Genomic DNA, 14,108 nt, shown 5'->3' with positions numbered 1-14,108 from the left:
TTCTTTCCTGTGCGAGTACCATGTACTCAGTTGCCAAACAGCTTTTCTATCGCCGCAACGCAGTCCTTTTCCGTGATTATCTCGGGAGAGATATCACAGCCTGCCTTGCGGAGCTCCCAGACAAGCTCAGTTACCTGCGGTACGTCAAGCCCGATAGCCTTGAGCTTTTCCACCTGTGAGAAGACCTTCTCGGGGACGTTGTCAAGAACTACCTGTCCCTTGTCCATGACCACAACGCGGTCACAGTCCGCAGCCTCGTCCATATAGTGTGTGATGAGGACTATGGTTATGCCCTGTTCGCGGTTCATGCGGTGTATGGTGGCAAGGACTTCCTTTCGTCCCTGCGGATCCAGCATAGCAGTGGGCTCGTCGAGGATTATGCACTTAGGCTGCATGGCGATTATGCCTGCGATAGCCACTCGCTGCTTCTGTCCGCCCGAGAGCTGACTTGGCGAGTGGAGCCTGTAATCGTACATACCCACGGCTTTAAGGCTCTCGTCCACTCGTCGGCGCATTTCCTCATAGGGTACGCCGAGGTTTTCAAGGGCAAATGCCACGTCCTCCTCAACAACAGACGAAACTATCTGGTTGTCGGGATTCTGGAACACCATTCCTGCCCTCTGACGGAGCTCGAAAAGCTTGTCCTCGTCCTTTGTGTCTATGCCGTCCACTATGACAGTTCCCTCAGTGGGGAGCAGTATAGCGTTCAGATGTTTGGCAAGGGTGGATTTTCCGCAGCCGTTGTGCCCGAGCACCGCTACGAACTCCCCCTGCTTTATGTCAAGGTCTATGCCCTTGAGGACTTCAACGGACTTCTTTTCCTCGTCGTCGGCGTCATAGGCAAAGTGCAGACCTTTTATTTCGATTATATTTTCCATATTTTCCCTTTATTTCTTCAATGCTTTTATCTCGTCAGGGGACGAGATCACAGGTTTGCCGTCCTTGTCAAGCATTACCGTAAGACCGCCTGTATTTGCCCATGCGTGATACATATAATTTACCCCTGTTACAGTATCAACAAGTATTTCGGTCGATCTTAATGCGGTTCTCTGACTGTATATCCTTACAAATCTTTCTTCTTTTCCCATTTTTTCTCCTATATCATAAAAACATTGTTTCGGACGCCCAATATTCGTCCCTACAATTGATACATAATATCATTTCATCATTCTCGGGAGCCCGAGGGCGGGCTCCCCTACAGTTGGTCATTAAAAATTACATCGTTACTCTCGGGCGAACATTGTTCGCCCCTACATATCATTAAGTGCTGTAAGCGATGTAAGATCATCGTTTTTTATAACAGTAAGCGAGTTTACGAGCGTCAACGTAGAAGCGGTCAAGCTGGCTCAGCTTGCCAGATCGCGGTGGAGCCGCAGGGCAAGGTCATTCCCGTTGACTTTACGGGAAGTCCTATCTCGTCGAAGCTTACGCTTCCGCCGAATCTGTCCGTGAGGACTGTTCCCAGTATATAGCCCATTACCGAGGGTGAAAGTCCAGTGGTATAGCTGTTTATCAGGAAGAAAAGCGGATCGTCGGAGAGAACTCCCGAGCATAGCTTCACAAGGTCGTAAACGCAGTTTTCAAGCTTCCAGACCTCGCCTCCCGGACCTCTGCCGTAGCTTGGAGGATCCATGACGACCGCGTCGTACTTTCTGCCGCGGCGTATCTCACGGGCGATGAACTTCTCGCAGTCGTCCACTATCCAGCGGATAGGCTTTTCGGTAAGTCCCGAAGCCGCCGCGTTGTCACGCGCCCACTGCACCATGCCCTTTGAAGCGTCAACATGGCATACGGAAGCTCCTGCTGCTGCACAGGCAAGGGTAGCTCCCCCTGTGTAAGCGAACAGGTTCAGCACGTTTATCTCGCGGCCTGCATTCCTTATCTTATCCGCCATGAAATCCCAGTTCACAGCCTGCTCGGGGAAAAGTCCCGTGTGCTTGAAGCCTGTGGGACGGATATTGAAGGTAAGGTCGCCGTAGCTTATATTCCAAGACTCGGACAGTCTTTTGCGGAACTCCCACTTGCCGCCGCCCTGATTTGAGCGGTGATAGTGTCCGTCGGCTGTTTTCCACAGGGGATCGGTGCGCTCGGTCTTCCAGATTATCTGGGGATCGGGGCGCACAAGGCTTACGCCGCCCCATGTTTCCAGCTTTTCGCCGTCCGATGTATCTAATATCTTATAGTCCTTCCAGTTATTTGCTGTTCTCAAAATAAATGCTCCTTATATTTCATCGCGCTCATGCTCTGAACGCGCAGCTTTCCTTTATACGCTGAGCTATCTCAACTGCCATATCGTTTATGCGCCCGAAGTCTTTCCCCTCGGTCATTATACGGACTATTGGCTCTTTTCCGCTTTCACGCACCAGTATCCTGCCCTCGCTGCCAAGCTCCTGTTCGTACTCCTCAATGAGGTCGGTAACAGTCTTTTCGTTTTTCCAGAGCTCCTTGTAGTGCGTGGGTATCTTGACGTTGAGCTTCACCTGCGGATATGCAGGCATATCGCCTGCAAGCTCGCTGAGCTTCATGCCGCTTTGCTTCATTATGCTCAGCAGCCGTGCACCTGCCAGCTGTCCGTCGCCTGTGCCTGCGTCGTCAAGGAAGATGATATGTCCGTTGGGCTCGCCGCCCAGCTTGTAGCCGCCCTCCAGCATACGCTCCAGCACGTAGCGGATGCCTGCTCCCGAGCTGACCAGCCTTATATCGTTGGCTGCGGCGTATTTCCGCAGTCCGAGGCAGCTCATGGGCGTAACTACCGCCGCATTATTGTCAAGCTTGTCATGGGCTTTCATGCTTCGGGCGAATATGGCGATAAGCCTGTCGCCGTCTATCATGAGTCCCTGCTCGTCAACGGCTATACAGCGGTCTGCGTCACCGTCAAAGGCAAGTCCGCAGTCGCAGCCCTTTTCCGCAACGTACTCCATAAGGTGATGTACGTGGGTACTGCCGCAGTCCTTATTTATGTTGTGACCGTCAGGCTTGTCGGCTATGACAAGAACCTCTGCTCCAAGAGCGGTAAACAGCTTCTCGGCGGTATACGCCGCACAGCCGTTTGCACAGTCCAGAGCAACTTTAAATCCGCTGAGGTCGTCGGAGATTATCTCCTTTATATGGCTGATGTATTCGCCTATGGCGTTTTCACAGTGTATGACTCTGCCCACATCTTCATGGGAGCTGAGCTTTATCTCTTCGGGGGCGTATAGTACAAGATGTTCTATCTCGTCCTCAGCCTCCTCCATAATCTTATGTCCCTTTGAGGAAAATATCTTTATGCCGTTGAATTCGGCACTGTTATGGCTGCCCGATATCATAATGCCGCCATCTGCCTCGTGGGTACCTATGAGGTGAGCCACAGCAGGGGTAGGCACTACGCCTAAAAGCTCGGCGTCAGCACCGACGGAGCATATCCCTGCACAGACAGCCGCTTCAAGGGCGTCTGAGGATAGTCTCGTATCCTTGCCGATGAGTATTTTAGTTTTTCCGCCGCCCTTTTTCGCAAGCACCAGTGCAGCGGCTCTTCCCGTCTGCATGGCAAGCTCGCAGGTGAGGTCGGTCACCGCAATACCTCTCGGACCGTCGGTCCCGAACAATTTTGCCATTGAATAGTCTCCTTATTTTATCTTGTATATGGCTATCGGAGGACGCTTTCCTGCTATTTCCTCCACATTTGCGCATAAATACGTGGTATCCACGTTGTTGTAGCGGTTATAGACCTTTATTCCCCCTGCGGTCTTTACGCAGAACACCGTGTGGATAGACGACAGAAAGGGCTGCTTTGTCCAGAAAGTGATTATGAACGCCTCTGCGCCGTCAATGCTCTTTATACGGGGACACAGCGCCTCGAAATGCGCCAGAGCCCTGCCCAGCATATACACATTGCAGCCGAAAAAGCCCATGAGCAGGCGGAAACGCTCCATATAGAAGGCTACCTCCGTAAGCTTCTGCGGCATATTCAGGTAAACCAGAGCATTATGCACGGCTATGACCTCACAGCCGTTGAAGCTCATGGGACAAATGCCGTAGCGAAGCTTTGAGACCAGCCCCATGCCCTGTCCGTTTATCATTTTTCCGAATTCGGGCTGCTGTACCCGTTCTGTGTTGTATTTCAGATTGTATTTCCATGAAGCCAGACCAAACATAAATACTCATCTCCCCAAATGAGAGAAGCTTCAGAAGCTCATCTGCCCCTCATCGGCAGCCGCAGTCTGCTCGGGAGCAGCTATGCCAAGATGCTCATAAGCAAGACGGGTAGCAACTCTGCCGCGGGGAGTTCTCCCTAAGAATCCCAGCTGCATGAGGAAAGGCTCGCATATATCCTCAAGGGTAACGCTTTCCTCGTTTATTGCCGAAGCGAGAGTTTCAAGTCCGACAGGTCCGCCGCCGTAGCCCTTGATTATCATTTCAAGCATACGCCTGTCAAGACCGTCAAGCCCCAATGCGTCGATATCCAGTCGGCTGAGAGCTATAGAAGCTATCTCCTGTGTTATCTGTCCGTTGCCCATTACATCTGCAAAGTCCCTGACTCTTTTGAGAAGTCGGTTCGCTATACGCGGCGTGCCTCTCGCCCTGCCTGCTATCTCTGCCGCACCGTCAGCGGTACAGGGTATACCCAGTATCATGGAGCTCCTGCGGACGATATCCGTGAGCTGCTCCTTGGTATACAGCTCCAAGCGCTGTATAACGCCAAAACGGTCACGGAGAGGCGCCGAGAGCTGTCCTGCTCTGGTGGTAGCTCCGATAAGGGTAAAGGGTTTCAGGTCCATACGTATTGAACGTGCGGAGGGACCTTTGCCGATGATTATATCTATTACTCTGTCCTCCAGTGCAGGGTAGAGTATCTCCTCTACCGCACGGGACAGTCTGTGTATCTCGTCTATGAATAGTACGTCGTTGTCGGAAAGGCTGGTGAGAAGCGATACCAGGTCTCCCGGCTTTTCAATGGCAGGACCTGTGGTAACGCGGAGGTTCACTCCCAGCTCATGTGCGATTATTGAGGAAAGAGTGGTCTTTCCCAGTCCCGGAGGTCCGTACAGCAGCACATGGTCAAGAGGCTCGCTCCTGCGCTTTGCAGCCTCGATGTATATTGCGAGGTTTTCCTTGACCTTGTCCTGACCGATATACTCGTGGAGAGTCTGCGGTCTGAGACTTATCTCGACGTCGCTGTCCTCCGTGGTATTCTCGGGAGTTATTATCCTCGGAGCGAACTCCATATCCTCTGTCTGTATCAAAAAAACACCTCTGAATTATTTCTCGAAAAATCTCTTCTTGCGGACATAGAAGGGCTCTACGGTCTCAGCCGCCTTCTTGCCCATGTCCTGCTCATAACTGATGAAGCACAGATGCTCGTTTGCCTTTACGGTCTTGGAAAGGTACTTTGACAGCGGCACGAAGAGCTTTCTTGTGCTGCCCATCATATCAAGCACCATGAGTATCTGGGGCTTTTCGCAGCCCTTTATCATCTCCATGATGAATGCGCGGTCAACGTTAGGCTGCTTGGAAAGGAACTTGCTTGCAGCCCTTGTGATATGGCTTACGGAATGCTCTACGGGACGGTAGCTGATTATATCCGCCTCGTTGTAGGAGATAGCCTTTATCTTGAGGTTTCGGGCTATCATCAGTATGCTCTTTATCTCCTGTGACGAGAACTCCTTGCCGTAGGAATTGGGGTTGAGAACTGCCGATACGGACTGTATCAGGTCGAAAAGTCTCAGGCAGTTTATCTTGTAGCAGTCAACGTAGCGCTTTGCAAACTGCTGGAGCGCACGATAGCTTGTGAAAAACGGGATAAATATATCTCCGTCGGGATTCTGAGTGGTTATAAGTTCCAGCTGGATACCGCCCTCAGCTCTGTCGCGCTCCTGCTTTACGGGATTCTTGCAGATGACATAGACATCGCTTTTTATCAGCGTCTGTAAGAACAGCGAGCGCTGTGAGGGATCCTTTATTGCCGCTTTCAGCAATTCGTCAAGATTCATCATAACAATAACCTTCCTTGCTTATATATTTAGCGCATATTTTTTGCCGCCATGAGTCTTAATGTTTCCTTTATAAGGTCCTGTGTGCTCAGGGACTGGTCGAGCTTGCTGAGTATAGGTGCCGCCTCGCCCTGAGAATAGCCAAGCACCATGAGTGCTTCGAGAGCCTCTGCCACCGATGAGGAGGCTGCTCCTGCCGCGATATGCGAGAGCTCCGCAGCGTCATTGCTTATGCTGCCGCTTATGGATTCAGAGGATATCTTGTCCTTGAGCTCAAGCACAAGGCGCTGAGCTGTCTTGGCTCCTATGCCCTTGGTCTTGGTGAAAGCCTTGCTGTCTCCCGAAGCTACCAGCAGAGCGAATCTCTCGGGAGTAACGTCTGAGAGGATAGCCGTTGCCGCCTTCGGACCTACGCCCGATACGGATATGAGCAGCTTGAAGCAGCTCAGCTCCTGCAATGTGGCAAAGCCGAAAAGCTCCACCACATCCTCTCTCACGTAGAGGTAGGTGTACAGCATAGCCTCGCTGCCCAGCTCTCCCAGCTGTGATACCGTATTGTAGGAGGTCTTGCAGCCGTAGCCAACGCCGCCGCATTCTATTACCGCAAAGCCCAGTTCTTTCACTATGAGCTTGCCCTTTACACTGTATATCATTGTCCTGTTTCCTTTATCTGAAATCAAATCTGGTGCTGTGCCCGTGGCAGATAGCTATCGCAAGAGCGTCCGCCGCATCGTCGGGCTTGGGTATCTGCGCAAGTCCGAGAAGCTGCTTGGTCATCTCCATGACCTGCTTCTTTTCAGCCTTTCCGTAGCCTACCACGGACTGCTTCACCTGCAAGGGAGTATACTCCGAAACGGGGATATTCCTCATTGCCGCCGATAATACGGTGATACCTCGCGCCTGCGCAACGTCTATCGCCGTTTTCTGATTGGTTGTGAAGTAGAGCCGCTCTATCGCCATGCAGTCGGGGGAAAACTTGTTGAATATGAACTCGATATCCTCGTGAATGGCTCTGAGACGCTCGGGAAAGGGCGTTCCTGCCTCGGTGAGCACTGCTCCGTATTCAATGGGGGTGAACCTTACGCCGTCATAATCCAGAACTCCGAATCCGACTATGGCATAACCGGGGTCTATCCCCAATATTCTGACTTTTTTCAATGCTTTTTACCTTAAAAATTGTTAAAAGTTTCGTATGGTCATAGTTACTCACTATATACTGTATTATTATAACATAAAACAAGTAGCCATTGCAATATATTTATCCGTTTTTTATTGATTTCTACAAAAATAAATGCTATAATATGTGAGGTATATCAATGAGCCTTTAGCCATTAGCAGTCAGCCTTTAGCCGCTAATCGCTAATGGCTAAGGGCTCACGGCTAAAAACGGAGGTATTTTTTATATGGATCTTAAACAGCTTCGCGACGGGATAGATGACATCGACAGCGAGATACTTGCGCTCTTTATGAAGCGTATGGAGCTCTGCAAGGGCGTTGCAGACTACAAGAAGGAGCACAAAATGCCTGTATTTCAGGGCGGACGCGAGCAGGAGATAATCGACCGTATCAAGGCTCTTACCAATAACCCAAAGCTTGAAAACGGCACATCTGCTCTCTTCACCAATATCATGGATATCAGCAAGATACTCCAGAACCGCACTATTCTTACGGATTCCCATGATTACAGCTATACTGCTCCCGATTTTGCAGGAGCAAAGAAAATAGGCTGTCAGGGCACATCAGGCGCCAATTCCGAGGCTGCTGCCGAAAAAGTCTTCGGCAAGAGAGAGTTCACATTCTATCCCTCATTCGAGGAGGTATTCAGGGCTGTACAGGCAGGAGCGGTGGACTACGGCGTTCTTCCCGTTCAGAACTCCACCGCAGGCTCTGTGGACAGCACCTACGACCTTATGGCGAATTATCCGTTCTACATCGTGAAAATGGTGACTCTGGAGATAGACCACTGTCTCGCCGCTAAAAAAGGCACTAAATTAGAGGATATCACCTGTGTTTACTCACACAGACAGGCTCTTTCACAGTGCGAGGTGTTCCTCAGCAGGACCAAGCTCAAAAAGCACGAGTACAGCAATACCGCTACAGCTGCGGAAAAGGTGCTGAGAAGCGACGAGCCTATCGCCGCTATATGCTCCACATCATGCGCAGAAAAGCTGGGACTTGAGATAATCGCCCGTGATATCGCTGACTGCACCATAAACCGCACCCAGTTCATCATTATTTCCAAGGACCTACAGGTAGCCGAGGATTCGGACGCAGTTTCCGTAATGCTCACTATCCCTCACACAGAGGGTAGTCTTTACCGTCTGCTGACAAAATTCTACGTAAACGGCATGAACCTGCTGAGGATCGAGAGCCGTCCTATCCGCGACGGAAGCTTCGACGTCATGTTCTTTCTCGATTTCAGCGGAAAGCTCTCGGACGACAGCGTTAAGGCAGTCCTCCGCGACCTTGAGGAAAATCTCAGCAATTTCCGCTGCATAGGCACATTCAAATCCGAATAAAAGGAGATAAATATGTCCCAAAAATTCTATTCCCTGCTTGAAAACAACAGCTTCGTGTTCCTTGACGGCGGAATGGGTACGATGTTACAGGCTCATGGCATCAAGACCGAACACGTACCCGAGCTGCTGAACATCTCCGATCCCGAGGCTATTATGAAGATACACCGCCTGTACGTCGAAAGCGGCGCTGATATCATCTACGCCAACACCTTCGGCGCAAACCGCTTCAAGCTAGCAAAAAGCGGTCATACCGTTGAGGAGGTAGTCTCCGCAGGCGTTGCCAACGCTAAAAAGGCTGCCGCAGGACGCTCTCTTGTGGCTCTCGATATGGGACCTATAGGTCAGCTTCTCGAACCTGCGGGAACTCTGAAATTTGAAGAAGCCTACGACGTTTATCAGGAGCTTGTCCTCGCAGGCAGGGACGCCGATGTTATCGTCATCGAGACCATGACCGACCTTTACGAGGTAAAAGCCGCTGTTCTCGCCGCAAAGGAGAACTCCGACAAGCCCGTGCTCGTCACAATGACCTTTGAGGAAAATATGCGAACCTTTACGGGCGTTTCTCCCGAATGTATGGTGGCTGTGCTGGAAGGTCTCGGCGCGGACGCTATAGGCGTAAACTGCTCTCTCGGTCCCGAGGAGCTCTTCCCTGTTCTGGACAGGATATGCGCACTTACCACGCTCCCAGTTATTGCAAAGCCCAACGCAGGACTTCCCGATCCCGTCACCAATGAATACAACGTTGATCCCGACGATTTCGCCGCAAGCGCAGTAAAGCTGGCAAACGCAGGCGTTACTGTATTCGGCGGCTGCTGCGGAACTACTCCACAGCATATTTCGGCTATGATAGAGGCTCTTTCGGGCATGGAGCGCCAGACGCGAAAGATAGTCCGCGCAAGCATAGCCTGCTCCGCGGTGAACTGCGTTACCATAAATCAGCCCCGAGTTATCGGCGAGCGTATCAACCCAACAGGCAAAAAGCGCTTCAAGGAGGCTCTCCTCGCCCATGATGTGGACTATATCCTCGGACAGGCTGTCGAGCAGATACACGCAGGCGCCGAAATTCTGGACGTAAACGTGGGACTCCCAGGTATCGACGAAAAAGAAATGATGATAACCGCTGTAAAGGCTATACAGAGCGTATGTGACACGCCATTGCAGCTTGATTCCACTATACCAGAGGTGCTTGAAGCAGGTCTGCGAGTTTACAACGGCAAGCCTATTGTAAACTCCGTAAACGGCGAGGACGAGTCCTTAGAGGCTATACTCCCACTTGTAAAAAAGTACGGCGCGGCTGTTGTTGGACTTGCTCTCGACAAGGGCGGCATACCCAAAACTGCCGACGGACGTTTTGGTATTGCGGAGAAGATACTCCGCCGCGCTATGGAATACGGCATACCCAAGGAGGACGTTTTCATCGACTGCCTTACACTGACGGCTTCTGCCGAGCAGGACGGCGTTATGGAAACACTGAACGCTCTCCACAGGGTAAAGGTAGAGCTGGGACTCAACACCGTTCTCGGCGTATCGAATATCTCATTCGGTCTGCCCAACCGTGAGCTCATAACCCGTACATTTCTCACTATGGCGCTCCACAGCGGACTTACCCTGCCTATCATCAACCCCAATATCGAGGGAATAATCGGAGCTGTCCGCGCTTACCGTCTCCTTGCAGGAATTGACCGAAATTCCGCTGATTTCATAAGCATATACGCTCAGGACGACAGCGCTCCCAAAGCCCCTGCTCCTGCGCAGGACAAGGGAGCTCCCGATATAATGTACGCAGTTGAAAACGGACTGAAAAATCAGGCTGTAAAGGCCGCCGAGGAGCTCATGTACACCGTAGAGCCTATGGAGATAATCAATGGCTACCTCATACCTGCTCTTGACAACGCAGGCGCTAAATTTGAAAAGGGCAAGATATTCCTGCCGCAGCTCATACTCACCGCAGAAGCGGCTCAGGCTTGCTTCGAGGTCATAAAGACAAGGCTCTCCGCCGCAAACAGCGAGAGCGTATCCAAGGGCAAGGTGGTACTTGCCACGGTACACGGAGATATCCACGATATCGGCAAGAATATCGTCAAGGTGCTCCTTGACAGCTACGGCTTCACGGTCATAGACCTCGGCAAGGACGTACCGCCCGAGACCATAGTAAACGCTGCTATCGAAAACAAGGTGAGCCTTGTAGGACTTTCCGCACTGATGACCACTACCCTCGGCGCTATGGCAGAGACTATAAAGCAGCTCAACGAGAAGTACCCCGAGTGCAAGACCGTTGTGGGCGGAGCTGTGCTCACGGCTTCCTACGCCGAGCAGATAAATGCTACTTACTACGCAAAGGACGCAAAACAGACCGTGGATATTGCTTCGCAGGTCTATGGCGCATAATTGCAGGGGCTGATACTATCCGCCCGAAAATACCATAAAACCACAAAAAGCAGCCCATTCGGGCTGCTTTTTGTGCGTTATAGAATTGTTTTTTCAAATTTGGTACGTCGAGGACGTCGTCCCCTACAATTGGCTAACGGCTTTTTTCTCTGCCATAAAGCCTGCCGATAAGAAACGCCGCTACATCGGCAAATACCGACGCTATCCTCATTACCAGAACGAACAGCACTATCCTGTCCGCAAACCGGTCTCCGCATACGAAGAGCATTACTCCCTCACGTATGCCGATACCTCCCGGAGCTCCGGGGGTGACGAAGCCGATTATCCACGCAAAGAGGAAAGCTCCCGTAAGAGCGGCGAGCTCTTTCGCATCAGCCTGCGGCACCATAAGCGCCAGACAGCTCATGTACATTGCCGCCGATACGCAGTTATGGGCAAAATAGTAGAATATACCGCAAAGGAGCTGCTTTCGGCTGCCCTTTTCAAACGCCTTTGAATAGCGCGAAAGATAAGCCTTTACCTTGTCGCGGAATTTAAGCCTGAGCACTATGAAAACTGCTATGAGGAACAGCACTCCCACAGCGCCCACGACAGCCAGATTTTTACCGTATTTGCCGAGAAGCTCCGCTATCCTGCCGCCAAGGAGCAGCACTGATACGACTCCCGTCCAGAACACGCAGAAAAGCACGTCCAGAACCGTTGCGCAGGCAACGTCCACATGGCTTATCTTCATATCAGCAGCAAGCTGATTCCGTCCAACGTACTGGAAAACGTTTCCCGGGAGATACTTGTAGATGTTGGAGCGTGTAAAAACAGGCATTGCCGCTGAATAGGGTATCTTCTGTCCCGAAAGTGACCGCGTGAACAGCAGCCACGACCAGCAGCCTATGAGTATCTGCGCGGTCTGTATCACGAAGCTTACCGCAAATGCCGCTATGACACGGGGCGAGCTGAGGTCGCTCAGCTTTATGTCCATGTCGATTATCTTTTTGACAACGAATGCGAGAGCCGCAATGACAACAAGATGTCCTGCAAGCTTCATCAGCTTTTTGAGATTTATCTTATCTTTCATGGCGCTTCGCCTTTTCGTAAAGCTCCTCGATATTATCCACCATAACGTCCCATGAACGCCTGTTTGCCTCGGCGCGGACGTAATTCGTCATCTCGTCGGCATTGCCCTCGCTGTAGAACTTCTTAACAGCCTCTGCAAGGGCGTGATGATCCTTAGGCGGTACGATATAGCCTGTTTTTCCCTCGTTGACTACCTCAGGGATCCCGCCTACATCGGTAACGATAACAGGCTTGTCAAAGCCGTATGCCATCTGCACGATACCGCTCTGTGTTGCGGACTCATAGGGCAGTACAACTATATCGCAGGAGGCAAAATATTTCTCTATCTCGTTATCGGGGATATAGCCGTCAACTATTTTGATATTGCTCTCTGCTCCGCCCTTTTTGATGAGCTCCATGTAGCTTTCCTTGTCGTCGCGGAATTCTCCCACTACCCAAAGCTCGATATTCGGATCGTACTTCACTATCTCGGGCATTGCCTTGATGATATGGCGAAGTCCCTTATACTCGCGGACAAAACCAAAAAAGAGCAGTATCTTCTTCTCTGGAGCTATGCCTGCCTGCTTTCTGCCCTCTTCCTTTGTAAGGTGGTGGAGGTTGTACTGATTGTGTACGGGCAGGTCTGCCGCCTTGAATATGGGCTCGCTCTTTATCTGCTTGAGGTCCTCGGCGTCTGAGACTGAGTGGGTTATATAAGCCGAACCGCGCTTGAGGGCGAACTTCGCAAGGAATCTCTGCATGGGGAAATGCTCGTGAGGGAATACATTATGGCATATGAATATGCGGGGTATCTTCCTGAGCATGAACGAAAGACAGCCGTAGCACGGTGCAAAATAGGGGTGCCACCAGTGTATCACTATGAAATCGGGACGCATTTTCTTTATTTTACGGGCTGTGGTTATCCAGTTGAATGGATTTGCGGTATTGATAAGGAACTGTGCGTCGTCAATCTTGAAAAGGCTGTTGCTGTAGTCCTTCTGCTCCTGATGAAAGAGTATCTTCGGGTACTGCATCTTATAGGAAACAGTCTTTACGTTGAAGCGCTTTTTGAGGCTGTTTATCATAGTTGCGCAATTATAGGCTATTCCGCCCTTATACGGGTAAACAGGACCTATCATCACGACCTTTTTTCTTTTCTTTTTCTCGCTCATTTGCTCTCCGCCCTTTCAGCTCCTGCGGCTTTTTCGTCAGCTCGCTTTTCCTCGTCGCTCCTGCCGCACTCCATTTTTCTCACTCTGTACTGAACGTCCTCAAGGAGCTTTCTGTTTGACGAGATAGTGTCTCCAAGAAGTCCTATGGTTATGGTCTGGAAGCCCATCATAATGAGGATAGCCGTGAGGATAAGGGACTGGATATGTCCGTCACCCTCGCCCATAGCCATAAGGATAAGGAATCTTACGCCCAGTACTCCGCCGATAAGAAGCAGTACAAGTCCGATAGTCATGAAGAATTTCAGCGGCTTGTACATTACGAATGAACGGGTGATGACCGTTGAGGAGCGCTTCATATAGCGCCACATACTCGAAAACAGACGGGACGGTCTGGTCTCGGGATTTGTTCTTATGGGAACAGATGTCATGGCAGTTTTATTGTTTCCTGCCTGAATGATAGTTTCAAGGGTATATGTATATTCGTTTACAACGTTGAGTCTCAGAGCAGCGTCACGGGAATATGCTCTGAAGCCGCTGGGGGCGTCGGGGATATCGGTGCCCGAAGCTACGCGGACTACCCAGCTTCCAAGGTGCTGGAACTTTTTCTTCTTCCATGAGAAGTGCTCGGTCTGGTCGATAGGACGCTCTCCGATAACTATATCAGCCTTTTCATCGAGTATGGGGCGGACTATCTTCTCGATATCCGCGCCGCAGTACTGATTATCCGCGTCTGTATTGACGATGATATCAGCGCCGAGATGCAGGCAGGCGTCGATACCTGCCATAAAGCCCTTGGCAAGTCCCTTGTTGCGCTTGAATGAAACTATATGATGAAATCCCAGCTCACGGGCACGGGCTACGGTATTGTCCTTGCTGCCGTCGTTGATGATAAGGTACTCTATGGTGTCGATACCGTCTATATGTCTGGGCAGGTCGTTATACGCCAGCTCCAGCGTTTTTTCCTCGTTATAGCATGGTATCTGAATGATAAGCTTCATATTTTCATA

14 protein-coding genes are annotated in these 14,108 nt (G+C 50.9%); 2 read left to right on the top strand and 12 right to left on the bottom strand.

Annotation, left to right across the window (positions count from 1 at the left end; translation table 11 throughout):
* Positions 1 to 26: 26 nt before the first annotated feature.
* The 9 genes from T497_RS0102355 to ruvC form a co-directional block, all read right to left on the bottom strand.
* Positions 27 to 878 (bottom strand): energy-coupling factor transporter ATPase, encoded by an 852-nt coding sequence (locus tag T497_RS0102355; protein WP_028514240.1) that lies wholly within the window; start codon positions 876 to 878, stop codon positions 27 to 29.
* Between the two features lie 9 nt (positions 879 to 887).
* Entirely contained in the window at positions 888 to 1,088 is a 201-nt protein-coding gene (locus tag T497_RS0102350) for a DUF6440 family protein (RefSeq protein ID WP_028514239.1), read from the bottom strand.
* A 248-nt stretch (positions 1,089 to 1,336) separates the two neighbouring features.
* Entirely contained in the window at positions 1,337 to 2,209 is an 873-nt protein-coding gene (locus T497_RS0102345; RefSeq protein WP_028514238.1) for a class I SAM-dependent methyltransferase, read from the bottom strand.
* A 28-nt stretch (positions 2,210 to 2,237) separates the two neighbouring features.
* Positions 2,238 to 3,596: a phosphoglucosamine mutase gene (glmM, locus tag T497_RS0102340; RefSeq protein WP_028514237.1), complete on the bottom strand. Its 1,359-nt coding sequence runs from the start codon at positions 3,594 to 3,596 to the stop codon at positions 2,238 to 2,240.
* A gap of 12 nt (positions 3,597 to 3,608) precedes the next feature.
* Positions 3,609 to 4,136 (bottom strand): hypothetical protein, encoded by a 528-nt coding sequence (locus T497_RS0102335; protein WP_028514236.1) that lies wholly within the window; start codon positions 4,134 to 4,136, stop codon positions 3,609 to 3,611.
* 30 nt (positions 4,137 to 4,166) lie between these two features.
* Positions 4,167 to 5,207 carry a Holliday junction branch migration DNA helicase RuvB gene (ruvB, locus tag T497_RS0102330; RefSeq protein ID WP_037324326.1) on the bottom strand — a complete coding sequence of 347 codons (1,041 nt, stop codon included), beginning with the start codon at positions 5,205 to 5,207 and terminating at the stop codon, positions 4,167 to 4,169.
* A 33-nt stretch (positions 5,208 to 5,240) separates the two neighbouring features.
* Entirely contained in the window at positions 5,241 to 5,975 is a 735-nt protein-coding gene (locus T497_RS0102325; RefSeq protein ID WP_242836600.1) for an enhanced serine sensitivity protein SseB C-terminal domain-containing protein, read from the bottom strand.
* Positions 5,976 to 6,001: 26 nt separating this feature from the next.
* Positions 6,002 to 6,625 (bottom strand): Holliday junction branch migration protein RuvA, encoded by a 624-nt coding sequence (gene ruvA, locus T497_RS0102320; protein ID WP_028514234.1) that lies wholly within the window; start codon positions 6,623 to 6,625, stop codon positions 6,002 to 6,004.
* A 13-nt stretch (positions 6,626 to 6,638) separates the two neighbouring features.
* Positions 6,639 to 7,130, bottom strand: coding sequence for a crossover junction endodeoxyribonuclease RuvC (gene ruvC / locus T497_RS0102315; RefSeq protein ID WP_028514233.1), 492 nt, complete (start codon positions 7,128 to 7,130; stop codon positions 6,639 to 6,641).
* A gap of 245 nt (positions 7,131 to 7,375) precedes the next feature.
* Here ruvC and T497_RS0102310 point away from each other — a divergent pair, with 245 nt between their 5' ends.
* Together T497_RS0102310 and T497_RS0102305 are read left to right on the top strand one after the other, a co-directional pair.
* Positions 7,376 to 8,491: a bifunctional chorismate mutase/prephenate dehydratase gene (locus T497_RS0102310; protein WP_028514232.1), complete on the top strand. Its 1,116-nt coding sequence runs from the start codon at positions 7,376 to 7,378 to the stop codon at positions 8,489 to 8,491.
* A 12-nt stretch (positions 8,492 to 8,503) separates the two neighbouring features.
* Positions 8,504 to 10,879 carry a homocysteine S-methyltransferase family protein gene (locus tag T497_RS0102305; protein WP_028514231.1) on the top strand — a complete coding sequence of 792 codons (2,376 nt, stop codon included), beginning with the start codon at positions 8,504 to 8,506 and terminating at the stop codon, positions 10,877 to 10,879.
* 133 nt (positions 10,880 to 11,012) lie between these two features.
* Here the strand turns inward: T497_RS0102305 and T497_RS0102300 are convergent, their stop codons facing one another.
* The 3 genes from T497_RS0102300 to T497_RS0102290 are packed head-to-tail and all read right to left on the bottom strand — an operon-like array spanning position 11,013 to position 14,099.
* Positions 11,013 to 11,951, bottom strand: coding sequence for a lysylphosphatidylglycerol synthase domain-containing protein (locus T497_RS0102300; RefSeq protein ID WP_028514230.1), 939 nt, complete (start codon positions 11,949 to 11,951; stop codon positions 11,013 to 11,015).
* Positions 11,941 to 13,101, bottom strand: coding sequence for a glycosyltransferase family 4 protein (locus T497_RS15555; RefSeq protein ID WP_037324288.1), 1,161 nt, complete (start codon positions 13,099 to 13,101; stop codon positions 11,941 to 11,943). Before T497_RS15555 ends, T497_RS0102300 begins: the two co-directional genes overlap by 11 nt.
* Complete coding sequence (locus tag T497_RS0102290) at positions 13,098 to 14,099, bottom strand: glycosyltransferase family 2 protein (RefSeq protein ID WP_028514229.1); 1,002 nt, start codon at positions 14,097 to 14,099, stop codon at positions 13,098 to 13,100. Before T497_RS0102290 ends, T497_RS15555 begins: the two co-directional genes overlap by 4 nt.
* Between the last annotated feature and the right edge of the window lie 9 nt (positions 14,100 to 14,108).

This window comes from Ruminococcus flavefaciens MA2007 (assembly GCF_000621845.1).
GTDB lineage: Bacteria > Bacillota > Clostridia > Oscillospirales > Ruminococcaceae > Ruminococcus > Ruminococcus flavefaciens_E.
Note: the sequence above shows the minus strand (reverse complement) of the source record. Positions and strands in the feature narration are given on the sequence as shown.